Origin of the sequence: Paenibacillus sp. VMFN-D1 (genome assembly GCF_003386155.1) — a bacterium.
Classification (GTDB): domain Bacteria; phylum Bacillota; class Bacilli; order Paenibacillales; family Paenibacillaceae; genus Paenibacillus_AQ; species Paenibacillus_AQ favisporus.
The window spans coordinates 491193-514433 of the sequence record NZ_QRDU01000002.1 but is presented as its reverse complement, the minus strand read 5'-3'; the positions used below and the strand labels follow the sequence as shown (position 1 = coordinate 514433).

19 protein-coding genes and 1 riboswitch are annotated in these 23241 nt (G+C 54.7%); of the genes, 1 reads left to right on the top strand and 18 read right to left on the bottom strand.

Going from position 1 to position 23241, the window contains the following annotated elements:
- Positions 1-12: 12 nt before the first annotated feature.
- The 18 genes from C7820_RS17840 to metA all read right to left on the bottom strand — a co-directional run bounded on the left by C7820_RS17840 (position 13) and on the right by metA (position 21509).
- Positions 13-1467 (bottom strand): sensor histidine kinase, encoded by a 1455-nt coding sequence (locus C7820_RS17840; protein ID WP_116232183.1) that lies wholly within the window; start codon positions 1465-1467, stop codon positions 13-15.
- A 3-nt stretch (positions 1468-1470) separates the two neighbouring features.
- Positions 1471-2160, bottom strand: a complete 690-nt coding sequence (locus C7820_RS17835; RefSeq protein ID WP_116232182.1) for a response regulator transcription factor — start codon at positions 2158-2160, stop codon at positions 1471-1473.
- A gap of 144 nt (positions 2161-2304) precedes the next feature.
- Positions 2305-3960, bottom strand: a complete 1656-nt coding sequence (locus C7820_RS17830; RefSeq protein ID WP_116232181.1) for a S1C family serine protease — start codon at positions 3958-3960, stop codon at positions 2305-2307.
- A gap of 135 nt (positions 3961-4095) precedes the next feature.
- Positions 4096-4752, bottom strand: a complete 657-nt coding sequence (locus C7820_RS17825; RefSeq protein WP_076170641.1) for a response regulator — start codon at positions 4750-4752, stop codon at positions 4096-4098.
- A gap of 44 nt (positions 4753-4796) precedes the next feature.
- A complete protein-coding gene (locus tag C7820_RS17820) occupies positions 4797-5810 on the bottom strand; it encodes a sensor histidine kinase (RefSeq protein WP_105441833.1) in 1014 nt (337 codons plus the stop codon).
- A gap of 4 nt (positions 5811-5814) precedes the next feature.
- Positions 5815-6921 carry a cell wall-active antibiotics response protein LiaF gene (liaF, locus tag C7820_RS17815; protein ID WP_116232180.1) on the bottom strand — a complete coding sequence of 369 codons (1107 nt, stop codon included), beginning with the start codon at positions 6919-6921 and terminating at the stop codon, positions 5815-5817.
- A gap of 214 nt (positions 6922-7135) precedes the next feature.
- Positions 7136-7312 carry a hypothetical protein gene (locus tag C7820_RS33505; RefSeq protein WP_181909105.1) on the bottom strand — a complete coding sequence of 59 codons (177 nt, stop codon included), beginning with the start codon at positions 7310-7312 and terminating at the stop codon, positions 7136-7138.
- Between the two features lie 199 nt (positions 7313-7511).
- The gene (locus C7820_RS17810; RefSeq protein ID WP_116232664.1) at positions 7512-8057 is read right to left on the bottom strand and encodes a 3D domain-containing protein; all 546 of its coding nucleotides are present in this window, start codon (positions 8055-8057) and stop codon (positions 7512-7514) included.
- 399 nt (positions 8058-8456) lie between these two features.
- Positions 8457-10397, bottom strand: coding sequence for a threonine--tRNA ligase (gene thrS / locus C7820_RS17805; RefSeq protein ID WP_089545737.1), 1941 nt, complete (start codon positions 10395-10397; stop codon positions 8457-8459).
- A 410-nt stretch (positions 10398-10807) separates the two neighbouring features.
- Complete coding sequence (locus tag C7820_RS17800) at positions 10808-11707, bottom strand: putative sporulation protein YtxC (RefSeq protein ID WP_116232179.1); 900 nt, start codon at positions 11705-11707, stop codon at positions 10808-10810.
- A gap of 237 nt (positions 11708-11944) precedes the next feature.
- Positions 11945-13585 (bottom strand): hydantoinase/oxoprolinase family protein, encoded by a 1641-nt coding sequence (locus tag C7820_RS17795; RefSeq protein WP_258875297.1) that lies wholly within the window; start codon positions 13583-13585, stop codon positions 11945-11947.
- A complete protein-coding gene (locus C7820_RS17790; RefSeq protein ID WP_116232178.1) occupies positions 13578-14696 on the bottom strand; it encodes an S-methyl thiohydantoin desulfurase family protein in 1119 nt (372 codons plus the stop codon). The genes C7820_RS17795 and C7820_RS17790 overlap by 8 nt, the downstream gene beginning before the upstream one ends.
- Before the next feature lie 9 nt (positions 14697-14705).
- Positions 14706-16016: a cytosine permease gene (locus tag C7820_RS17785; RefSeq protein WP_116232177.1), complete on the bottom strand. Its 1311-nt coding sequence runs from the start codon at positions 16014-16016 to the stop codon at positions 14706-14708.
- A 48-nt stretch (positions 16017-16064) separates the two neighbouring features.
- A complete protein-coding gene (locus tag C7820_RS17780) occupies positions 16065-16646 on the bottom strand; it encodes a TetR/AcrR family transcriptional regulator (protein WP_116232176.1) in 582 nt (193 codons plus the stop codon).
- A gap of 211 nt (positions 16647-16857) precedes the next feature.
- Positions 16858-17991 (bottom strand): cyclic dehypoxanthinyl futalosine synthase, encoded by a 1134-nt coding sequence (mqnC, locus tag C7820_RS17775; RefSeq protein WP_089545734.1) that lies wholly within the window; start codon positions 17989-17991, stop codon positions 16858-16860.
- A 195-nt stretch (positions 17992-18186) separates the two neighbouring features.
- A complete protein-coding gene (locus C7820_RS17770; RefSeq protein ID WP_116232175.1) occupies positions 18187-19368 on the bottom strand; it encodes an aminotransferase class I/II-fold pyridoxal phosphate-dependent enzyme in 1182 nt (393 codons plus the stop codon).
- Positions 19365-20549 carry a PLP-dependent transferase gene (locus C7820_RS17765; protein WP_076170649.1) on the bottom strand — a complete coding sequence of 395 codons (1185 nt, stop codon included), beginning with the start codon at positions 20547-20549 and terminating at the stop codon, positions 19365-19367. Before C7820_RS17765 ends, C7820_RS17770 begins: the two co-directional genes overlap by 4 nt.
- 24 nt (positions 20550-20573) lie before the next feature.
- A complete protein-coding gene (metA, locus tag C7820_RS17760) occupies positions 20574-21509 on the bottom strand; it encodes a homoserine O-acetyltransferase MetA (RefSeq protein ID WP_076170650.1) in 936 nt (311 codons plus the stop codon).
- Between the two features lie 122 nt (positions 21510-21631).
- Positions 21632-21758, bottom strand: a riboswitch (SAM riboswitch).
- 424 nt (positions 21759-22182) lie between these two features.
- Between metA and corA the strand changes: the two genes are divergently transcribed.
- A complete protein-coding gene (gene corA, locus C7820_RS17755; protein ID WP_116232174.1) occupies positions 22183-23118 on the top strand; it encodes a magnesium/cobalt transporter CorA in 936 nt (311 codons plus the stop codon).
- Positions 23119-23241 lie beyond the last annotated feature (123 nt).

Genomic DNA, 23241 nt, shown 5'->3' with positions numbered 1-23241 from the left:
AACCATTATACCCTATTCCAAAGGGACGGGAAAGACGACCGGCAGCCAGATAATGAAGGTCGTACCTTCTCCTTGACGAGTAACGACCTCGACCGAGCCGTTCAGCTCGTCGATAATCCATTTGGCGATGGACAGGCCCAGCCCGATGCCCTCCGTCATGCCGCGGGACTGGTCCGCACGGTAGAACCGGTCAAAGATATACGGCACCTCGTCCTTGTCCATGCCGATGCCCGTATCGGCAATCCGGATGCCCACCTGATCTTCATACAGCAATGCGTCAAACGTCACTTGGCCTTCAGGTGTATATTTAAATGCGTTTTCAATAAAAATGAACAGCATCTGCTGCATATAGTCCTTATTGCCGTTGACATAGACGCCGTTCAGGATCGAAAAGTCACCGGTGATCCAATCGGCCTGCCGCGGCAGGAATTGGGCCCTTCTGGCCACTTCCTCCACGAGAATTTCGAGCGGAATCGGCTGCTTGTCAAACGTCCGTCCCGTGTCGGCTCGGGCCAGAGAGAGCATGTCTCCGACGAGCCGGCTCATCCGCTTGGATTCGTCAGCAATGTCGCTGATGGCCTCCCGGGTCATCTGCTTCAGCGTCGCTTCATCCAGCTTCGGACGGTCCCCTTCCTCGTCTGACCACATTTTCTCCAGAAGATCCACGTTGCCGCGGATTGTCGTCAGCGGTGTTCGCAGCTCGTGCGAAGCGTCGGATACGAACCGGCGCTGCGTCGCGTAAGATTCCTCGAGGTTTTTATAAAAGCCCTCCATCCGCCCCAGCATGCTGTTGACCGTGTCGATCAACTGCCCAACTTCATCCTGGGGCCCGTCGTAATCGATGCGGACGCTGAGGTCCTGGCCGTTCTGGATCTGGCTCGCCGCTTCGATGACGTTGCCAATCGGGCTCATCGATTTACGGGCAAGGAACAAGCCGAGCGAGGAGGCCACGATGATCATGATCGTTGCGCTGATGACCAGAATATTGCGCAGCAGGGTCAGCAGTTCCACTTCATGTCCCGTATAAATGGCTACTTGGAGCAATGCAATCACCTGGCCGGTACTGCTTTCCGTAATGGTGCGCTGATATAAGTAAAAAGGATTTCCCTGAATATACACGGATTTAAAACCCTGCTGTTTCACCGCATGGTCGTAATCGGGATAAGGAAATTTGATGTTTAAAGCCCCAAGGTTTTCGGACACCGATAATTTATTATGATCGTAATCAATCATCTGCACGTAAGTCTGAGAGGCCAAATCGGAAGGCGCCGAAAAACTTAAATAATTTCCTTTGTTCCAGTTCAAAACCACGGCCGGCTTGATTTTATCAAATTGCTGAGCCAGCCGGTCTCTCACGGAATTATACGTATTAAAATGGACGACACCGTATACCGCCGAACCGAACACGATCAGCGTTACGGCCAGGATGGCGGTGTACCAGGCGGTCAAGCGCAATCTTATGGACATTTCTTATGAATCCCCTCTCAGGATATAACCTGCGCCGCGGATCGTTTGAATGACACGCTTCCCTCCGTGTTCTTCCGTCTTCTGACGGAGCATCGCAATGTACACTTCCAGCACGTTGGACTCACCGCTGTAATCGTAACCCCAGATTTTATCCATAATTAAGTCACGGGACAGCACCCGTTTCGGATTTTGCATAAACAAATGAAGGAGCTCAAATTCCTTGGCCGTCAGCTCGAGGCGCTTGCCGCCGCGCAGCACTTCCCGGGAGTCGACGTCCAGCACGATGTCCTCATAGGTCAGCCGGTGGTCGCCGGCTTCCTCCTGCCCCGGCTTCCGACGCAGCAGCGCGCGCACTCTGGCCAGCAGCTCTTCCAGCGCAAACGGCTTGACGAGATAATCGTCCGCCCCAAGGTCAAGCCCCTTGACCCGGTGCTCGATTTCATCCTTGGCGGTGAGCATCAGGATCGGCACCTGACTTCCGCCCTCCCGAATCCTGCGGCACACTTCAAATCCGTCCACCTGCGGCATCATGACGTCCAGCACGACGATATCGGGCTCCCCGTTCAAAATGACCTTCAGTCCCTCTGCCCCATTGTTAGCGGTAATAACGTCGTACCCTTCAAATGCCAGCCCCCTGCGCAGCATGGAAATGATCTTTTCATCATCGTCAATAATCAAAATTTTCGATCGCATCAACGGACTACTCCTTTATCTCTTTATCTTGTATCATGGCACAAGCCTCTGCTTCTTATTGTAACAGTGAACATTTTCCTTTGCACCATGGTACGACAACAGCGGAAGGGAGTTCCCTTCCGCTGTCATCTCGAAGCGTATGGTTTACTGGCCGCTGACCGCGCTGTTGTCCGTGAATTTATTTTTGTCGCCGATGGTGACCTGCAGGTCCATCTTCTTGTTGTTGCGGACGATGTTCAGCGTCACTTTCGTGCCGACCTTTTGTTTCTGGATAAACGCGGTCAGATCGGAATTGGTTTTATAAGCCGTACCGTTCACGCCGGTAATAATGTCGTAAGGGCGAAGGTCCGCTTCGTATGCCGGGGATTTGTAAACGACCTCAGCGACGACGGAGCCCTCTTTTACATCAGTGTCCATTTGTTTAGCCACTTCACTCGTTAATGTCATCAAATAAGCTCCTAGATAAGGAACCGGATCCTTCGGAATTTCCTGGTTTTTCTCCAGCTTGTCGACGACATTCTTGATCGTGCTTGTCGGAATCGCAAAGCCGATGCCTTGGGAATCGGCGCTGACGGCCACGTTCATGCCGATGACTTGGCCGCTCAGGTTGAGCAGCGGTCCGCCGGAGTTACCCGGGTTGATCGAAGCGTCGGTTTGCAGCAGATGCTGATATTTGCGGGTGCCGCTGCCCGATTCCTCGCTGATATCGATGGAACGTTCACGGGCGCTCAGTACGCCTGTCGTTACCGTATGGTCAAAGCCCTGCGGGTTACCGATCGCTACAACCGGCTCACCGACTTTCAGGCTCGAAGAATCGCCGAGCGGTACTGTCGGGAAGTTGTTATTGCCTTCGATTTTCAGAACGGCAAGGTCGAGATCTTTGCTGCTGCCCAGAAGCTTCGCTTCGTAGATCTTATCGTCGTTCTCGATGGTGACCTGAATGACGTCGGCGTTCTCGACCACGTGCTGATTGGTCAGGATATAACCTTCCTTGTTGTAGATAAAGCCGGAACCGATGCCGTAAGGAACAAGCTGCGAAGAATTCGAACCCGAACCCGAGCCTTGGGACTGGGAACCCGATCCCGATCCGCCGTAACCCGAATCGCCGCCGAACTGGTCTCCGAAGAAATAGGAGAACGGATCGTTCAGATAAGGATTACTTTGGGAATTGCTGCGGCTGCCTTGCTTAACGAGCGTTTCAATTTTAACGACCGCCGGACCCGCTTCCTGCACTACCCCGGATACATCTGTGGGCTTCGAAAGCGGCAGCGAAGTCGTATTCGCCTTGCCGGTAGTCTCGCTGTTGTCGGCTGCAGCCGATACTGTCGTGGCTGCTTCTGATGTGAGCGACGTATTAGGCGTAAAAAGATTCATGCGATCCGCCGTAAACATCAGCCCGGTGATGACAACCATGCCGGCGAGGAAGGAAATCAGCACCGTTTTCACCGAGGTTCTCGGACGCTGGTTAAACTGCCAGTTACCGCCATTGTTACCGCCACTGCCACCCGAACCTCCGCTGCGTCCGGGGCTGCCGGGCTCGCCGGAGCTGTGGTACTGGCTGGAGGTTACCGGAAGCTGTCTGACCGGATTCGGAGGAGTGATCTCCACTTCCTCCGAGTGCGGCCTGTCGGAGGACTCACTGCCTGGATGCTCTGTATTGTTGTCTTTTCCAAGGGACTTAAACGGCCCGTAAGAATAGTAATAAGATGAATTATTCGAATCGGAAGACGGCTGTTCACGCTTTGTTGGCTCTTGATCAAACGAATCTTCCGGCTGGCCAAATCTGTTTCTTTCGTCCATGTGATTCATGCCTCCTGCTTTCCCTGATTTATAGCGTTCCGTAAGGGATATTGTTTAACTGTTTATATCATGTACTATAAACCTTAATGACAGATTAAAAACAATTAAAAAGCAGATAAAACATGTCGGGAAAGGCTATGACTGCACCCATCCTTTGCGGTGGGCGTAGATGGCCAGCTGCGTCCGGTCTTCCAGCTCGCATTTCATCAGCAGGTTGCTCACATGGGTCTTAACCGTTTTGATGCTGATATGCAGCTCCTCAGCGATATCCTTGTTGCTTTTGCCTTCGGCGACGAGCAGCAGCACTTCCTTCTCGCGTTCGGTCATCCCGGTGGAATCCCCCTGAACGGTCCGCTGGCGGATGCCTCTAGTCAGCGCCTGGGACACATCCCCCGTCATGACCGGCATGCCCCGGTTGGCCCCTTGCAGCGCATAGATCAGCTCGTCGGCCGAGACGGTCTTCAGCACATAGCTGACAGCTCCGGCTTCCACCGCGTCCACCACCAGGTCGTCTTCGAGAAAGCTCGTCAAAATGACGATTTTGATCGAAGGGTATTTCGCCAGAACGGCCCGCGTCGTTTCGGCACCGTTCATCACCGGCATCATCAGATCCATCAGCACCAGATCGGGATGCTCCTCCTGCGGCCGCTGGTCCAGCCAGTCCAGCAGCTCTTTGCCATTGCCTGCTTCCCCGATCACTTCAAAGGAAGGCTCCAGCATCAAATATGTTTTCAATCCCATTCTGACCATATCGTGATCATCCACGATGACCACCTTCACGCTCTCTGCCATTTCGATTTCCCCCTGCCTGTATTGATGAACCGTTCAAGATAAACTTATGTAAACTTCGGTATATGTACACGGATGGTCGTGCCCGAGCCTTGGCGGCTCATAATTTCGACCTGTCCGCCCAGCTTCTCGGCCCGCTCCCGCATCGTTGAGAGTCCATATGATCCCGGTCTGTGCGGAATCGAGTCAAATCCCTGGCCGTCGTCACTGATGCTGAGCACCACCTGCCGGCTCTCTTCGCGAAGCGACATGCTGACCAGTCTGGCGTGGGCATGCTTCACAATATTCGCCACCGCTTCCTGAATGATCAGAAACAGCTGATGCTCGATCGCTTCCGACAGGCTGCCCTTCAGTTCGACCTCCTTCATGCCCTTGAGGCCGTTCTGCCGGCAGTAGTCCGGGAACCAGACTTCCAACGCTTCAGCCAGGCTCTTGCCCTCCAGCTCGACGGGACGGAGCTGTGCAATCAGCGCCCGCATCTGCTTCTGGGCCATCTGGGACATTGTGATGAGCTGTTCCATGACGACTTTGCCCTGCTCCTCGTTCCGTTCAAGCACCCTCGGCAGCGATGAAGCCGACATATGAATGGCGAACAGCTGCTGGCTGACGGTATCGTGCAGATCCCGGGCCATCCGCCGGCGCTCCTCGATAACAGCCGACTCCGCGGCTTTTTCCTTTTCGATGACTTCCTGCTCGCCCATCCGCTGCAGCAGCTCCATTTTCTTTTCAATCGAATCCATCACATTGTTGAACTCATGATAGAGCCGGGCAAACGTCGGGTCGTCGGTTTCGCCGATCCGTACCGACAGATTCCCTTTGGAAACCTGAAGCATGTTAAGCTCCAGCACATCGATGCGTCTCTGAATCCGCTGACCAGCCATGTATCCGATGATGATCGACAACAGCAGAAACCCCAGGCAGGAATAAATCCATACCCAGGTTCCTTTAATAACGAGATATCCGCTGTCGCTGCCGATATAGAAAATCGCCGTCATCAGAAGGCCGGTCAGCAGAAAGTAAAACAGCAGCATCCATTTAGTATTTTTCATGATACTTTTCATACGATCAACCTACTTTGTTTACTTTAATATCACCGATAAACGCGCTGACGTTAATTTTGATTTTTTTGCGCGCTTCCTTGTAATACGGCGTTCGGGTCGAAATGTTGCCTGCAAATCCGCTCCGCGATTCGTTCAGCACCGACATATCCCCGATAAAGGAGCTTGTGTTCACCGTGACGCCCAGATCGGTATCGTCCGGGATGTACACCTTGATATCGCCGATAAACGCGGAGATGTTGATTTTGGTCTCCCCATAAGGAATATGCGCCCGGGTCAGGTCCAGTACCGTGTCTCCGATAAATTGGGACAGGTTGGTCGGCTTCAGCTGGAAGGAATCGTGTCCGAGATAAATATCCCCGATAAAAGAGGACTTGTTGATTTTCCCGTCGTGGTCGGATTCGCTGAAAGGACCGTGGTGGTCCCAATCGTGATCATCCGGTTCACGGAATGGTCCGCCCCGGCGGGCTTCCTCTCTGGCGTAGTGCTTGTAGTATCTTTTGTAGTGCCGCTTGTACTTGTTCTTGTAGTGCTTCTTCATCCGGTCCATTTCGTCGTCATCGTCCGAATCAAAATCGTCCATATCAACGTCTTCCTCATAGGAGGATTTCGGCGGAACGCCCTGCGGTCCCTTCTCCTTGCTGTACGGGATACCGAATTTCTCCTCGAACTGCCGGTCCAGGGACGAACCGTCAAGCTCAACCGGCTCCGGGGGCACCGGAGGTTCCGGCGTAAACACGGGCTCCTCGGGAAGGCGCTTGTCGGCTGGCGGAGGGGTCCGGTCATTCGGTTTGAAAATGACATACAGCCCGCCGATAATCAGCAGCGCAGGAATGATGATTTTAAACAGATTGCCTGGCGAGATCCAGAGCCATCCCAGATTACGGCCCAGGAAATAAGCCCCGATCAGGAGCAGGATCGCCCCGCCAAAGAATGAGCGCCGGCCCTTGGCCAGCTCTTTGAGCCCCAAAACAACCAGAATCACCGGCCAGTAGTCTCCGACCAGTCCCCAGAAGCTGACGTCGATATATCCGAGCTGATTCAACAAAAACACAACTCCGATCGCAATCAGCACCAGGCCTCCAAAAAGGCGGTCCACCCATTTTTTTTGCATAACCGTATCTCCTTTAACTCCATTGTTCATATCCTATAAAGTTCGCATCGCTTGCGAATCTGATATCAGTGTACAATAATGGCGGCCAGGCCGACAGCGGCGGCGGAATGATCCTGTTCTCGGTCCCCAGACCGAGGCGGATTACTTTTTTTTCCAAACAAAATAAAACACCCGCTTTTCAGCGGGCATTTTAGCAAACTTGACGAAAGAATGATTATTGTTGATCGTTTTGTTTGAATTCTTCGTCAAACTTTTGGTTAGGTGTTTTGAAGTTGCTGCTTTGGAATTTTTGTTTTTGCGTAGTGGAAGATGCGCTCTCGTTTCCGATTTCTGCAAACTCCTCGTCAAACTTTTCGTTTGGCGTTTTGAAGTTGTCTTGTTTCTTTTGCATTTGGGTTCACCTCCCTGTAGCTTGTCTGGCCGGGGATTCAAGCATCGCTTTACCCCTGTCGTAGTATGTGAAGCCTCCTGGAATTTATACCGTTCTGCGGCAAATTTGAAGAATGGAAAACGATACATAAATGGCATCCAAAAACAATAAAAGCCCTGGAGCGCCGCATTTCGGGCCCAGGGCTTCCTTCTTATTAAGTTTAAACCGCTTCATCCAGCAGCGAAGCCGGGACGGTCTTATACGTCTGGATCGCTTTCCCCAACGTCTGCAGCATTTCCTCGCTGCACTTGCCGTTCCCCCGCTTGATTACAAACACGTCCACCTCTTTTTTTCCCCACTCCTTATACACCTGCTTGGTCGTGGAGAAATACAGGTCGATCTTACGGCCCTTGATGGCCGAACCGGTATCCGCAACGACACCATAACCGTAACCTGGCACATAAAGGATCGTTCCGAGCGGGAACCATTTCGGGTCGGCCGCGATCGTCGAAATCGTATTTTTGTCTCTGCGCACCTTTACGCCGGAATACGTAATGCCGTATGACGGATGGCTCGGATGTTTGCCCGTGGATTCATAACCCGCGGTGTATCCAGTCGCTGTGACTTTTACCTTGCGGATGACCTGCTCCTGGCGCGGCATCAAGACCGGCATGGACGGCTCTTTAACGGCACCTGCCTCCTGCTGCGGCTTAACCTCAGCTTTACCGATCGCGGGAACAGCCGCCTTGGCCGTATATTTAGGCATGAACTCATTTTGCTTAAATACGTTTTGCTCCGCCCGCTTTTTCAAATCAACCACCTGAAACATTTCCGGCTTCGTAGCATATTTTAACGGCTTTTGATAATAGTCATTCGCCGCCAGCATCGGACTCTTTGCACTTCCATTCCCCGTAACCCCGTCACTCTCCAGCAGCGAGAAGGATGCCGCATACATCTTGGGCGCCCCTGCAAGCATGCCAAACAGAAACATACAACACAAAATCCTCTGCCATGTTTTCACCTTGTTCATATGAAATCCTCCCCCTTTACTTGCGAGGATGTCCATATGTTCCGGCGTTTATACATGTAAAAGTGAAGTCAGTCGTCTCACTTTGCAGAGGATTGTGCAAGCTTATCAAGTTATCGTGTTACACGAGTTTGTGTCTTAGAAAATTTCGCGTTTCGCGATTTGTTCACGGAGCAGCGAAATCGCCTCATCCACGGTTTTGGCCCCGATGTCGCCTTCGCCGCGTTTGCGGATCGACACGGTTCCCGCGTTCATTTCGTTATCGCCGACAATGAACATGTACGGTACTTTCTCGAGCTGGCCTTCGCGGATTTTGTAGCCAAGCTTCTCATTGCGCACGTCCGCTTCCACGGATACGCCCTGAAGCTTCAGCTTCTCGGCCACTTCCTTGGCATAGCCTTCGAATGCGATGGAGACCGGAATGACCTTAACCTGCACCGGAGACAGCCACAGCGGAAGGTTGCCCGCGAAATTCTCCAGCAGGAAGGCCGTAAAGCGTTCCATCGTGCCCAGAATGCCGCGGTGGATGACCACCGGACGGTGCTTCTGACCGTCGTCGCCGACGTATTCCAGTTCGAAGCGCTCAGGCAGCAGGAAGTCCAGCTGTACGGTGGACAGCGTTTCTTCCTTGCCAAGGGCGGTGCGAATCTGCACGTCGAGCTTCGGACCGTAGAAAGCGGCCTCGCCTTCGGCCTCGAAGAACGGGATGCCTGTTTCTTCCACAACCTCGCGCAGCATGCGCTGGGACATTTCCCACATGGCATCGTTCGGGAAGTACTTCTCAGTATCCTCCGGATCACGGTAGGACAGGCGGAAACGGAAATCGTGGATGCCGAAGTCCTCATACACCTTCGTGATCAGCTGAATAACACGCAGGAATTCTTCCTTGATCTGATCCGGACGGCAGAAAATGTGGGAATCGTTCAGCGTCATCGCGCGTACGCGGTGCAATCCTGTCAGTGCCCCGGACATCTCGTAACGATGCTGCATGCCAAGCTCGGCAATCCGGATCGGCAGATCGCGGTAGCTGTGCATTTCGCTCTTGTACACCATCATATGGTGCGGACAGTTCATCGGACGGAGCACCAGCTCTTCGTTGTCGAGCTCCATCTTAGGGAACATGTCCTCTTGGTAATGCTCCCAGTGGCCGGAGGTCTTGTACAGCTCTACGTTACCGAGAACCGGCGTGTAGACATGCTGGTACCCCAGGCTTTCTTCAAGGTCCACGATGTAGCGCTCGAGGGTGCGGCGCAGCTTGGCGCCTTTCGGCAGCCACATCGGCAGGCCTTGTCCCACCAGCTGGGAGAAAGTGAAAATGTCGAGCTCTTTACCGAGCTTGCGGTGGTCGCGCTTCTTGGCTTCTTCAAGGAAGTGAAGATGCTCATCCAGCTGCGCTTTCTTGACAAAAGCGGTTCCGTAGACCCGCTGCAGCATTTTGTTCTTGCTGTCACCGCGCCAATAGGCACCGGCCACGCTCATCAGCTTGAACACCTTGATCTTGCCGGTGGAAGGCAAATGCGGTCCGCGGCACAGGTCGAAAAATTCGCCCTGCTCATAGATGGTGATGACACTGTCTTCAGGCAGCGCGTTGATCAGTTCGAGCTTGTAGGGATCCCCGAGCTCGCCGAAAATGTCCAGCGCCTCCTTGCGGCTGACTTCCTTGCGGACGATCGGCAGGTTTTCGCCTACGATGCGCTCCATTTCCTTTTCGATCTTCTGCAGATCTTCCGGATTGAGCGGATGCTCCAGATCCATGTCGTAGTAGTATCCGTCCTCGATGACAGGTCCGACGCCGAGCTTGACCTCTTTGGCCCCGAACAGGCGCTTCACGGCTTGGGCCGTCAAATGCGCCGTACTGTGGCGCATCACTTCGAGGCCTTCCGGCGAATCGAGCGTAACGATTTCCACCGCGGCTCCTTCCACGAGCGGAGTGGACAAATCGACTACGATGCCGTTCAATTTCCCTGCGGCCGCATTTTTCTTCAGGCCGCTGCTGATCGAAGCGGCGACGTCTTCAATGGTACTTCCGTCCGCATATTCGCGAACCGAGCCGTCTGGCAGTTTGATGCTTACTGACACGTTGTATTCCTCCTTGGCATTTCGGCGGACAGCCGCCCTTTTCAAAATCGTACAGGCAACGCAAAAAAACACCCATCCCTATACAAGGGACGAGTGTTTGTACCCGTGGTTCCACCCAACTTCGACAGCCCTCCATATTCCCTGTTGCAGGTGAATACGAGATTGCTGTCCTTCAGCATCAGATAACGGAATGACCCGGCGGCTTATACTGAGCTTCCCCGACTGATCAAGAATCCGGGTAAACAGGTTCCAAACCGCAGCTGTAGAGGGGTAGACCGAAGCCGGAATTCGTGAGGAAATTTCAGCCAAGTTCCCTCTCTCTGACCGTCCGTATCTTCAGGTCCATGTCTCTGTCGACGCTTTTATCGAATTATGTGTAATTATAAATCCCTGTCCAGCGGCGAGTCAAGCTATATCTTACCTGTTTCGCGAAAATAGGCGTGGCAGTCCGGGCAGTAACGGCAAATTTCCACCCGCTCATCGAAAATCTGCATCAGCGTGCGAACGACGGTCATATGCGGTTCCCGCGTATGGATGACGATTTTGGCAGGGGACACGGAAATCAGCGTCGTGACGACCGTATCCTCCATTTGCAGGTCCTGCTGGTCCAGCCGCTCCACCACGACGCCTTCGTCATGACGGTACTCGAGCGGCCTTAAATCGCCGTCCAGCACGAGTAAATCCTGGCCTCCCTTATGAATGACATGGGCGATCGGCATCTGCGGCTGCTGGAAATAAACGAAGTATTTCAGAATGCTGACAAACTCCTCATACTGCCGGTCCATCAAAAACTCATCCACTGCGTACTCCACGACTTCCTTCAGCTCTTTAATGTAAGCAGCGGCACGAAAGGTCAGAAATCCGTCGACATGGAGCAGCGGCCGTTCGCTCAGGCACTGCTTGATGCCGCGAACGAGCATATCGTAACGGCGGGACCATGCGCCCCCTTCGGAGTTTTTTTCCAGGCTCATCCGGCAGTGCTTCAAAATCTGCTCTTTTTCCTCCGGATCGGGAAAATCAAAATCATCGGCCAGAATCTTCTCGATCAGCCGCTGCTCCTTTTCCTGCAAAATGTAATGGGCCACCGTCTTGGCGGCAGCGGCATACACCTGCTGCAGATGATGCTCCTTAAAGAACCGCGGATCGTCCTCCCGGCAGCTCCACAGCATCATATCCTCATGGACCGTACAGCTGATTGCGAGTGATCTGTACTTGTTATGTAAAACCTGGTTCGCTTCCGAAACCATGCGCTTATATTCCTCCGCTTCCCGCGGACTAAAGGTTCGGGCTGCTATGCTGAACAGTTCCATGGAGAACACTCCTTTCAAATTCCTTCTTACAAAGTATATGTTTTAGCCGGGGGGATATACGGGAGGGATCGATGGAAAACAGGCTAACATTTCTCAGTTAAAATCGACATGAAATGCTTGGTAAACGGGGGTTTCCGCTGAATAAAAAAGGTACCTTTTGCCGGGAAATAATAAAAGGCCTCCCCCTTTGAACAACAAAGGAAGAGGCCCCTATTCATATCTGAAATCGATCGGTTGTCAAGCCAGCCGGCCCGCGGCCTTGACCTTTACGAGCAGTGCGTTGCCCGGCAGGTATGCAAGCGGAATATCTTCGGAAAATACGACTTGGACCGTATCCGGCTCCGCCCCGGCAAGGACGGCTTGCCGAACGGCATGGTTCTTCGCATCAAGCATTGCTTCGTCATACGTCATCTCGTCCAGCGCGTAGATCCGCTCGGTCTCTCCGCTGACTTCCCCGAGCGCGGCGCCGATGGCGTTGGCGGCGTCGTAATGGTCGGGTCTGACAATCCGCGTGACGCCTTCAAGACGGTCCGCCACAAGGATGCTGCCGCCGCCGACAAGCACGACGTCGACCGGATCCGAGCTCGTCTTCATGCGGTCGATCGCGTCCTCGATGTCGCGCGTGATGATGCCGTCGGCCTGGCGGCACATCGTCTCGTCCAGACCGGCTGTGTCTGCGCCGCCCCAGGCGTGGCGTCCGAGCTTCACGGCCACATCGGTGGCCGTCAGCGTGTCGCCGCCGAAGATCCGGCCGCGCTGCAGCAGCTCGTAGCCGACGCTGTCCGGCCCGACGGTGACGCCGCCGGCTGCGTCCTGCCGCACGATCGTGCCGCCGCCGATGCCGATGGACAGAATGTCCGGCATCCGGAAGTTCGTGCGCACGCCGCCGATCTCGACCGCGGCCGAGGACTGGCGCGGGAAGCCGTGGGCGAGCACGCCGATGTCTGTCGTCGTGCCGCCGATGTCCACGACGAGCGCGTCGCTGAGGCCCGACAGATGGGCCGCGCCCCGGATCGAGTTGGTCGGACCGCAGGCGATGGTCAGGATCGGGTAGCGCAGGGCGTAATCGCTGCGCATCAGCGTACCGTCATTTTGGCAAATGTAGACGCCGGCCTGGATGCCAAAGCTCTCCAGCGCCTGCTCAAAGCCGCGGACGACGCCGGCAATGACGTTCAGCAGCGCAGCGTTCAGAAGCGAGGCGTTCTCCCTCTCCAGCAGTCCGATGCTGCCGATCTCATGGGAGAGCGTTACCGGCATATTCTCGCCGAGCACCGCTTTGACGATCTGCATCGCCCGCTTCTCCTGCTCGCCGTTGACCGGGGAGAACACGCCGCAGACCGCGACCGCGTCCACTTCTCCCCGCATACGGCCCGCCACTTCGGCAATCTGTGCCTCATCCATGTCAACAATCGTCCGGCCGTCATATTCATAACCGCCGCTGACCACATACGCATGCGGGCCAACCGCCGCTTTCAGCGCATCGTCCCAATCTGCAAGCGGCGGCACCGAGGTCGTTGCCGGCGCGCCGATTCGAATGAGGCCGACCTTACCCAGGTGCTTGCGCTCAACGATAGCGTTGGTGCAGTGCGTCGTTCCAAGCATCGCATAGCGGATCCGGGCGGGATTCACGCCGCTCTCTGCGAGCAGGCGGCGGATCGACTCCACGATGCCCTCGTTGACGTCGCGGGTCGTATGAACCTTGACCGTGTGCACCGGTCTCAGGCTGGAATCAAGGAGAGCCGCGTCCGTATTCGTACCGCCGACGTCGATGCCGATCCGGTAGAGATCTTCGCCGCCCTCAAGTTTCTCCCTACTGGATGGAATCACGTTATTGTTCAGCGGACTGCTCACATTACTCACGTTCATCGGATTACTCATGAGCCGCGCCTCCTTTCCCTTCGGCCAGTACTTCAATCGGCACATAGGGCGTGTCGTAGCCGAAGTATTGCGGCCCTACCGTCTCCAGCCCCTTCGGTGTACGCCATTTCGGATCGCACGGGAAGCCGACGGCCGTCACGCGGGCGCCGTATTTCAGATTCTCTGTCGTAATCGGCATGCCCGTGTCCTGATCCAGCAGCGCGATGAGGTCCGGCGTTACCGCCAGCGACGTTCCGTCCTGCGTGGCCAGCAGGAACTCGTTCTGGAAAAAGAGCTTCATCGTCCGGCCCCTCTGTGCATCCGTGCCCTCGAATACCGCTTCGCCCCGCGTAAACCCGCCTTCCGTGCGGCGGCGGATATCCACGGCTTTGCCATGGAACAGCGCATAACCGCTCAGCTGCTTGAGCAGCGCTTCGATCGGGTTCTGCTTCCGCTCTTTGGACAGATACAGTGTCCGGCCGATTTCATAGGCCTGGGTCAGCGTATTGCGCACCACGCTGCGCTTCGCTTGGGCGCCGGTGACCGGATAGTCGCAGATCGACGCCGATCCGCCCATCTGAATCGTCACGGCCCGCGCCATCCGTTCCTCCCAAATGCCGTCGACGGCATGCATCAGCACGGCGTTGCCGCGCTCGTCCGCCATCGTAATCGGGCTGCAGTCGTACCCGTCGAGGTAGAACGTCACCATTTGCGACTCCGGAAAAGCGCGGCCCATTGCGTCGGCGTCCAGCATCGGAATGCCGCGCTCCGCCGCCGCGATGACGGGCACGAGCGAGTTGCCGCCGCCCACCTCGATCGGCATGATGGCCGTCACTTTGCGGCCAAGCTCCCGCTCGAGCAGATCGAGCGGCTTCGTCATCTGCTCCGCGGACGGAATTTTCTCGTTCATGACGGTCGGCGCACCGATCATCGACAGCGGCACGACCAGGTCGTCATCCGCCAGCTCGTCCGGCTGCAGGAGCCGAACCGGACCGTATTTGCGAATGGCCTCGATGGCCATCAATTTACCGATATGGGGATCGCCGCCCCCTCCGGTCCCGAGCACCGCCGCACCGACGGCAATATAGTGGACGGCTTGCTCGTCCAGTTCCGTTAACACGTTGTTGTTCATGATGTAGATTTATCCTTTCTTACTTGCAATTTTTCCAATGATCCACTGTACGATAAAAGCAAAAACAAAGGCATCCAGCGCAGGGACGCGCGTCAATTGGAAGAGGCCGAACCCGTCCGGTGACGGTGTGGTCATATAAGCGAACAGCGTAGCCAGAATCCAGACAACCAGGGAACGGAAAATCCAGTTCCGGTTGCGGTCCAGCCCTTCAAACGTAAATTTCTTTCGGTCCACCAGCAGATACTCGGCGGTATACAGCCCTCCGATCGGCGACACGAAGCTCGTAATGACATTCAGGAACGACAGGAACTTGTCGTAAATGCCAAAGACGGCGAGCGAGGTGGCGATCAGTCCCGCAATGACGGTGATCCATTTTTTCGGGAACTTCTGAAATACGACCGAGAAGCCGAGCGACGCCGAATACAGGTTGTTCGTATTGGTCGTCCACTGCGCCAGCGTCAGAACGATGATGGCCGGCAGTCCGAGTCCAAGCGCGATAAAAATGTTCGTCAAATCGTCGGTGTCCATCAGCCGCGACAGGAAGATCGCGATGATCGTCATGAAGCTGTTGCCGACGAAAAATCCGATAAATGCGGCCGTCACCGCATGCATCGGCGTGCGCGCCCAGCGCCCGATGTCCGGCGAGAGCACCGTGCCGACGATAAAGATACCGATGACAAGCGAAATGGCGATGCCCATCGGAATCGGCGCTCCGGCAATCGGTTCCCATATCGCCGATGTTCCTTTCGTCTTAAACGCCGCTACGATGGCCACGCCGATAAAAATGACCAGCAGCGGCACGGACCATACGCTGAGGCGCTCGATCGAACGATAGCCCCAGATGGCCGTCGACATCATCAGCAAACCTCCGACAAAGGACAGCACGCCGAGCGGCAGGTCAATTCCCAGCAGCTTGTCAAAAGCGGTATGCATGTTCGACGAGAAAAATCCGACCTGCACGCCGAACCAGCCGAGCGAGAAAATTCCGAGCACGATCGATACGATGCGCGCTCCGACGTTTCCGAACAGAAACCGGCTGATCATCGCGGTGGACAATCCCGTCTTCGCCCCGACATAAGCGCAAAGCGCGCCGATCAGACCGAGGATGACCGAACCGACGATCGTTGCGGTCAGCGAGTCCGCCAAATTCATGCCGTTGCCGAGCTCCGCGCCGAGAAACATGGCTGACAGGTCGATGCCGATCGCGATCCAGACGAGCGACATGGACAACCATTTTTTGCGCAAATGCTGGGGAACGGGTTCCCTTTCAAAATCCTGTGTACTGCCTTCACTGCCGATGACTTGACTCGCTTCACTCATGTAAACCCTTCCCCCTGTTGTACAATCTTCTCGGTGAGGTGTCCCGCCTTACGAACGCACGCCGCTCCAGAAGGTCTCGAAGGCGTTGTTCACTTTGCGGGTGTACACCTCTTTGGAGGTGTAGTAGAAATATTGCATGCTCAAACCGTCCATCAGGTTCAAAAAAGCGTCCACGAGCTGCTGCACCGGCTGCTCCCGGACCGCCCCTTCCTCAATCCCCTGCACGATCCACCGTTCGACTGCCTGTGTCAGCAGCTCGTCGGCCTGCAGAAATGCCTCCTCGATCGTCTCCTTCAGAAAGTCCGGCGGGAACAGCACGTACCGCAGCACGAACATGCTCGCCTCCGGATGCTGCCGGTAAAACTCCGATTGTCTGGACACCGCGCCGTACAGGCAGTCCCGGGCGCTCATCGCCTGCTTCTCCTCCGACAGCTCCTGAATAAAAGCGTTGTACGAGAGCATCGCTTCGCGAAAGACCGTCATAAACAGATCCTCTTTGTTTTCGAAAAAGGCGTAGATCGCCGGGGTTTTGACCCCGACTTCCTTGGCGATTTCGGAAAGGGCCGTTCCGTCGTACCCTTTTTCCCCGAACAGCCGCAGCGCGGCTTCCTTCAGCTTGTTTCTGGTCATGGAATATCCTCACACTTCCTGTTTAATTAACGTTAATTAAGTAAACTATACAAAATAACGCATAAAAATACAACGTCTTTTTGTAACAATTCGAAGGAAGAATAACTGGAAACTTGCACCGGGTACGTGCCCTTAGACTTTTATGCAACACAAAAAACCGCCTCGCATAAGCAAGGCGGCCGGTCGTATCAAGAAATATATGAGATCCGTTCTAGTTCTGCATGACGAAGTCGCGTTCCACCTGGGAACCTTCTTCAAAGACGCGAAGCGTTTCGTATCTCGTGTTCCGCTGCGCCGGGATTTTACCTGCTTCGCGGATCAGCTGCAGGATGGATGTGATGTTAACCTTGTGCACCGCACCGGCGGAGGACACGACGTTCTCTTCCATCATGGTGCTGCCGAAGTCGTTGCAGCCGTAGCTGAGCGACAATTTGCCGACTTCCGGTCCCATCGTGACCCAGGAGGACTGCAAATTCGGCACGTTGTCCAGCACCAGGCGGCCGATCGCCACCGTCTTCAAATATGCTTCCGGCGTTTCGCGTTCCCGCTTCAAGCCCGTATTGTCCGGCTGGAACGTGAACGGAATAAAGGCGAGGAAGCCTTTGGAGTCGTAGCCGTTTGCGATACATTCGTCCTGCGCGTCGCGGATGCGCAGCATGTGCAGGGCGCGCTCTTCCATCGATTCACCGAAACCGATGACCATCGTGGCCGTCGTGTTCATGCCGATTTTGTGCGCCATTTGCATGACGTCCATCCAGTCGCGCCAAGTTCCTTTATGCCGGCTGATTTTGGAGCGGATCCGGTCGTCGAGGATTTCGGCGCCGCCGCCCGGCAGGGAATCCAGTCCCGCTGCTTTCAGCTCGCGCATAACTTGTTCCAGAGACAGCCCCGACACTTCCACCATTTTGCGGATTTCCGCCGGCGAGAAGGAGTGCATCGTGATGTTCGGGAACCGCTGCTTGATGCCCTTCAGCAGGTTCGTGTAGTAATCGAACGGCAGGTACGGGTTCGTTCCGCCCTGCATTAGAATTTCCGTGCCGCCGACGTCTTCGGTTTCCTTGATTTTTTGGAAAATCACTTCGTCCGGCAAGGTATACCCTTCTTTGTGCCCAGGGACACGGTAAAATGCGCAAAATGTGCAGTATGTATCGCACACGTTTGTATAATTGACGTTACGTCCGATGACGAAAGTCGTAATTGGATCGGGATGAACCCTCTTCATCATGATATCGGCAGCATGACCCATTTTCTCCACTTCATTGCTTTCGAACAATGTCACGCTGTCTTCCAAATTCAGGCGTTCGCCCCGCAGTGCTTTATCCAGGATACGGTCAACCGCACTCATATTTGGCAGCCTCCTATCATATGTGAATTTTGTAACATAAATTAAAACATGACCAATACCATCTTAACACAATTGGCGCACGGGGCAAACGAAATTCATAGAATCCGTTGGCCGAATGGCCGAACGTGGGCTGACGCGGGCGTCGCGGGCTGGATGGAGGAAAGGCACCGCCGGAAGCGGTGCCTTTTTGATGATTTAACCTTGAAGCGCCTGATCCAGATCAGCGATCAGATCGTCGACGTCCTCGAGGCCGACCGAGAAGCGGAGCAGCCCGTCAGTAATGCCGCGCTCCAGCCGAACCTCTGCCGGCATTGCCGCATGGGACATCATCGCCGGATAGGACAAAATGCTCTCCACCGCGCCCAGGCTGACGGCTACGAGCGGGATCTGCGCGCGGTTCAGCACCTGCTTGGCCCGCTCGCCGGAGCCCACGTCAAACGAGACGACGGCCCCGTAACCGGTGGACTGCTTCTCGTGAATTTCTCTGCCGGGATGATCGATGAGCCCCGGGTAAAAGACCTGCGTAATATCCTGACGACCTTTGAGCCAAGCGGCCAGTACGGCCGCGCTCTCTTCGCTGTGCTTCATGCGTGCCTGCAATGTTTTCATGCCCCGCATCAGCAGCCAGCTCTCCTGTACGCCCAGCACCGTTCCGAGGCCGTTCTGCAGCTGCTTCAGCTGGCGGCCGATTTCCTCGGTACGGGCGACGGCCAGACCGGCCAGCACGTCGCTGTGTCCGCCAAGGAACTTCGTGGCGCTGTGCAGCACGATATCCACACCCACCTCGATTGGGCGCTGGTAATACGGCGTCATAAACGTGTTATCCACCATGGTGAGCAGATCATGCTCCTTGGCCCACTTGGTGACGGCTTCGATATCGGTAATTTTCAGCGTCGGATTCGACGGGGTTTCCATATATACGGCTTTGGTGTTCGGCTTCAGCGCAGCCTTTACCTGCTCCAGATCGGTCATGTCCACGAAGGTGCTCTCAATGCCGTGCCGGTTCAAAATGCTTGTAAGCAGGCGGTAGGTTCCGCCATATACGTCCTCGGTCACGATCATGTGGTCGCCGGCCGACAGAAGCATAAACGTGCTCGAAATGGCCGCCATGCCCGATGAATAGGCGAACCCGCGCACCCCGCCTTCGAGCAGGGCGATATAGTCTTCCAGCGCCTGGCGGGTCGGATTACCCGAACGGCTGTAATCATGCACTGGCGGATTGAAAATATCTGCATGGTGGAACGTCGACGCCTGATAGATTGGCACGCTGGAGGCTCCCGTCGCACCATCGATTTCCGAGCCAAAATGGAGCAGCTTGGTCGCGAATTTCCGCTCCTGCTTGCCTTTGTCCTGATGTCCTTTGCCCAAATCACTCATCCTTGGCTGCTCCCTTCCACTTCCTTGATCGCGGCATCCAATGCGCCGCCCAGATCCGCAATCAGGTCATCGATATGCTCGATGCCCACCGAGAAACGGAGCAGGCGGTCGTCGACGCCGACGGCTTTGCGGATTTCTTCAGGTATATCGGCATGCGTCTGCACGGCCGGATAGGTCATCAGCGACTCGACGCCGCCAAGGCTTTCCGCAAAGGCGATCAGCTGGATGTGGCGAAGCACGGGCTCTACGTAACGGGCATCCTTCACCTTAAAGGAGAAGATCCCCGTATTCCCCCGTGACTGCCGGCTTTGGATGTCATGTCCCGGATGGTCCGGAAGCGCCGGATAGAACACTTCGGCAACCGCCGGATGCGTCTGGAGGTACTTGGCCATCGCTGTGGCGTTGCTTTCATGGCGCTCCATCCGCAGGGCCAGCGTCTTCATTCCTTTCATGAGCTGATAGGAATCCGTCGGCCCGAGCACCGCCCCGATGGAATTGTGCAGAAACGCTATTTCCTCGGACAGCTCTTTGCCTTTGGTCACGATCAGGCCTGCAAGGACATCGTTATGTCCGCCCAAATATTTGGTCGCGCTGTGCACGACGATATCCGCGCCGAGCTCGATCGGACGCTGGAAAAACGGCGTGAGGAGCGTATTGTCCACGATGGACAGCAAGCCGTGGCGGTGCGCCCAATTGGAGACGGCCTCGATGTCCGTAATCATCATAAGCGGATTCGTCGGCGTCTCGATAAACACCGCTTTCGTGTTCGGGCGTCTGGACTGTTCCAGCTCGTCCAGATTGTTGGTGTCGACATACGTTGCGGTAACCCCGTATTTGGAAAGGATTCTTTCCAGCAGGCGGTATGTACCACCGTACAGGTCCAGCGAAACGATCAGATGATCGCCCTGGCTGAACAGGGTGAAGATGGTTTGCAGCGCAGCCATGCCTGAGCTGCAGGCAAAGCCGGCGTCCCCGGATTCCAGCTTCGCTGCCGCGGCTTCGAGCACTTTGCGGGTCGGGCTGGCGGTCCGGGCGTAATCAAAACCGGTGCTTTGCCCAAGCTTCGGATGGCGGAAGGCGGTTGCCTGATAAATCGGGAAGTTTACCGCTCCGGTCACGGGTTCTTCGACGGAGCCGATTTGGGCCAATCTGCTTTCAATTTTCCATGGTTCCTTTTCCATATGCGTATCCTCCTGTAGGGTCGACTAAATTTGCGGCCAGACTTCAAGACTCTCCCCGATATCATAAGGAGTCTCCTGATATACATAGTAATTCAGCCAATTTGAGAATAATAAGTTGGCATGCGAGCGCCAGATGGCGAGCGGAGCCTGATTCGGATCGTCGTTCGGGTAGTAGTTGACCGGAATTTTCATGTCCATGCCTTTGGCGATATCACGCTCATACTCCCATTTCAGCGAGTCCGGATCGTATTCGGAGTGGCCTGCCACAAAGATCTGCTTGCCGTCCTTGCTTGCTACCATATGGATGCCGGCTTCCTCTGACTCCGAGAGGATCTCCAGCTCCTCCACATGCTCGATATCCTCGCGCCGCACCTCGGTGTGGCGGGAGTGCGGTACATAGAATACATCGTCGAAGCCGCGGAGAAGCTTCACATTGTTCTTCATCACCCGGTGCGGGAACACGCCGAAGCATTTCTCCTTCAGGTCCCACTTGGGAATGCCGTAGTGGTGGAACAATCCCGCCTGGGAGGCCCAACAGATATGCATCGTCGAAGTGACGTTCGTTTTGGTCCAGTCCATAATCTCGCGGAGCTCATCCCAATAGTTCACGTCTTCAAAATCCATTTTTTCGACCGGCGCCCCGGTGATGATCATACCGTCAAAACGGCGGTGCTTCACTTCCTCGAACGTTTTGTAGAACGACTTCAGGTGCTCCGAAGGCGTGTTCTTGGAAATATGAGAGCCCGGATGAAGCAGCACAATGTCGACCTGCAGCGGCGAGTTCCCAAGCAGGCGTAGAAGCTGGGTTTCTGTCGTTTCCTTGGTCGGCATCAGATTGAGAATCGCGATGCGCAGCGGACGGATGTCCTGGTGATACGCTTTGGTATCGTCCATGACGAAAATATTTTCCCGGGTAAGAACTTCTTTCGCCGGTAAAGTGTCGGGAATCTTGATCGGCATCGTTATCATCTCTCCTTTTTTCTGAAGACCGCGAAAATCGTAGCTTGAGAAGAAGCCGAGTATACAAAAATGACCTTTCCCATACAAAAGAGAAAGGTCATTACACGCTCATTACCGCGCCTCTCTCATCTGTCAGGAGACAACGCCTAAAGGCCGCTGCCATGCTCCTGCAAGAATTAGCACCGTGCGTAAATACCGCCGGTTGCCGGGTTTCATCGGGCTAGTCCCTCCACCTGCTCTTGATAAGATTTCGCTGTATTCAATTTTTCATTGTCTTGTTCCTTACTTTAAATCATAAGCCCATCCTTCGTCAAGACGCGGATTTGTCATTTTCGGCAGCATTTCGTGCACCGATCGAAGGTCGCTTCCATACCCTGTTATCGGGACCTGCCGGCCGCCATTTTGTTCTTGAAAGGAATAAAACCCGGCGTTATACTAGACAAGTGTTTCATACCCCGATATGACTGAGGTGACATGAAAGATGGAAGGCGACCCGAGCCCGAAGCTGAATGCATGGAAAACACAACTGCATAGACCTGAGATCAGCTTGCCGGCAGAGGGAAGTTATCGTTTTCATGCCCGTACGTTTATTCAGTACTCCCCCAAATCCCGCTGACCGGCAGCGCTGATTTCTTTTCTATGCTCAAACATCTTGAGCAAGGAGTGAAGTCATATGAAAATCCGGTTGGTAAACGAAGGAGTATTTACTCCGATCGATGACCTGCAAACTGTACTAACCCCGCCTTTGGCCGGCTTTTACTGGATCGATGCCGACGTCGACGACCTCGAGGAGCTGCAGCCGCTGTTTTCGCTGCATGATCTGGCGGTTGAAGACTGTCTCAGCGAAGAGGAGCAGCGCCCGAAGATCGAAATTTACGAAAACCACTATTTTATCGTGGTCAACAGCATCCGGTTTGACGATGAGGAGATTTTTCTGCGCGCACTGAACGTTTTCCTCGGAAGACACTTCATCATTACGGTGACGAAACAGAAAATCAACGAGCTGCGGACGCTGAAGCCGATCCTGTGGGAACAGGAAGTCAGCGGACCGGACCGTTTTCTGTACCTGCTGATCGACCTCGTGGTTGACAACTACTTTGTGGTCGGCGACCGGATCGAAGCCAAAATCGAGAAGCTCGAAGAAGACATTCTCATGCACACGAAAAAGTCCCATTTGAACGAAATTATCGGTCTGCGAAGCGAGATTCTGTGGCTGAAAAAAGTGCTGGGTCCGCAAAAGGATGTCATCAATACGTTAAATAAAAAAGACCTCCGGCTGATTGACGATCAGCTGCAAAAATATTTCAGCGACATTTACGAAAATGCGGTCAAAATTTCCGAAACATTCGATACGTACCGCGATCTGATGAGCAACTTGCGCGAGGCCTACCAGTCAAGTATCGCCAACCGCGCGAACGAGATCATGAGAGTGTTTACGGCCATGACCGTGATCTTCATGCCATTGACGATCATTACAGGAATCTATGGCATGAACTTCGATAACATTCCGGAAATTCATTGGAAATACGGTTATTTCATGATCCTCGGCATCATGCTCGTCCTTGGTCTCGGCATGGTTGTCATTTTCAAGAAAAAAGACTGGATTTGAAAGTCAGCGCATCACCCCATCATCATGCATTGGAAAACAGGACGAAGGAGACGGCCGCATGCGGTTAGAGCCTTCGTCCTTTTTGCATGGTCACCATCCGTAACTCCAGCGGGGAAGCACCCC

Excerpts from the sequence above, each read along its gene's own strand:
- C7820_RS17840 (WP_116232183.1), bottom strand. The coding sequence starts at position 1,467 with ATGTCCATAAGATTGCGCTTGACCGCCTGGTACACCGCCATCCTGGCC.
- C7820_RS17835 (WP_116232182.1), bottom strand. The coding sequence starts at position 2,160 with ATGCGATCGAAAATTTTGATTATTGACGATGATGAAAAGATCATTTCC.
- C7820_RS17830 (WP_116232181.1), bottom strand. The coding sequence starts at position 3,960 with ATGGACGAAAGAAACAGATTTGGCCAGCCGGAAGATTCGTTTGATCAA.
- C7820_RS17825 (WP_076170641.1), bottom strand. The coding sequence starts at position 4,752 with ATGGCAGAGAGCGTGAAGGTGGTCATCGTGGATGATCACGATATGGTC.
- C7820_RS17820 (WP_105441833.1), bottom strand. The coding sequence starts at position 5,810 with ATGAAAAGTATCATGAAAAATACTAAATGGATGCTGCTGTTTTACTTT.
- liaF (WP_116232180.1), bottom strand. The coding sequence starts at position 6,921 with ATGCAAAAAAAATGGGTGGACCGCCTTTTTGGAGGCCTGGTGCTGATT.
- C7820_RS33505 (WP_181909105.1), bottom strand. The coding sequence starts at position 7,312 with ATGCAAAAGAAACAAGACAACTTCAAAACGCCAAACGAAAAGTTTGAC.
- C7820_RS17810 (WP_116232664.1), bottom strand. The coding sequence starts at position 8,057 with ATGCCTAAATATACGGCCAAGGCGGCTGTTCCCGCGATCGGTAAAGCT.
- C7820_RS17800 (WP_116232179.1), bottom strand. The coding sequence starts at position 11,707 with ATGGAACTGTTCAGCATAGCAGCCCGAACCTTTAGTCCGCGGGAAGCG.
- C7820_RS17795 (WP_258875297.1), bottom strand. The coding sequence starts at position 13,585 with ATGAGTAATCCGATGAACGTGAGTAATGTGAGCAGTCCGCTGAACAAT.
- C7820_RS17790 (WP_116232178.1), bottom strand. The coding sequence starts at position 14,696 with ATGAACAACAACGTGTTAACGGAACTGGACGAGCAAGCCGTCCACTAT.
- C7820_RS17785 (WP_116232177.1), bottom strand. The coding sequence starts at position 16,016 with ATGAGTGAAGCGAGTCAAGTCATCGGCAGTGAAGGCAGTACACAGGAT.
- C7820_RS17780 (WP_116232176.1), bottom strand. The coding sequence starts at position 16,646 with ATGACCAGAAACAAGCTGAAGGAAGCCGCGCTGCGGCTGTTCGGGGAA.
- mqnC (WP_089545734.1), bottom strand. The coding sequence starts at position 17,991 with ATGAGTGCGGTTGACCGTATCCTGGATAAAGCACTGCGGGGCGAACGC.
- C7820_RS17770 (WP_116232175.1), bottom strand. The coding sequence starts at position 19,368 with ATGAGTGATTTGGGCAAAGGACATCAGGACAAAGGCAAGCAGGAGCGG.
- C7820_RS17765 (WP_076170649.1), bottom strand. The coding sequence starts at position 20,549 with ATGGAAAAGGAACCATGGAAAATTGAAAGCAGATTGGCCCAAATCGGC.
- metA (WP_076170650.1), bottom strand. The coding sequence starts at position 21,509 with ATGCCGATCAAGATTCCCGACACTTTACCGGCGAAAGAAGTTCTTACC.
- corA (WP_116232174.1), top strand. The coding sequence starts at position 22,183 with ATGAAAATCCGGTTGGTAAACGAAGGAGTATTTACTCCGATCGATGAC.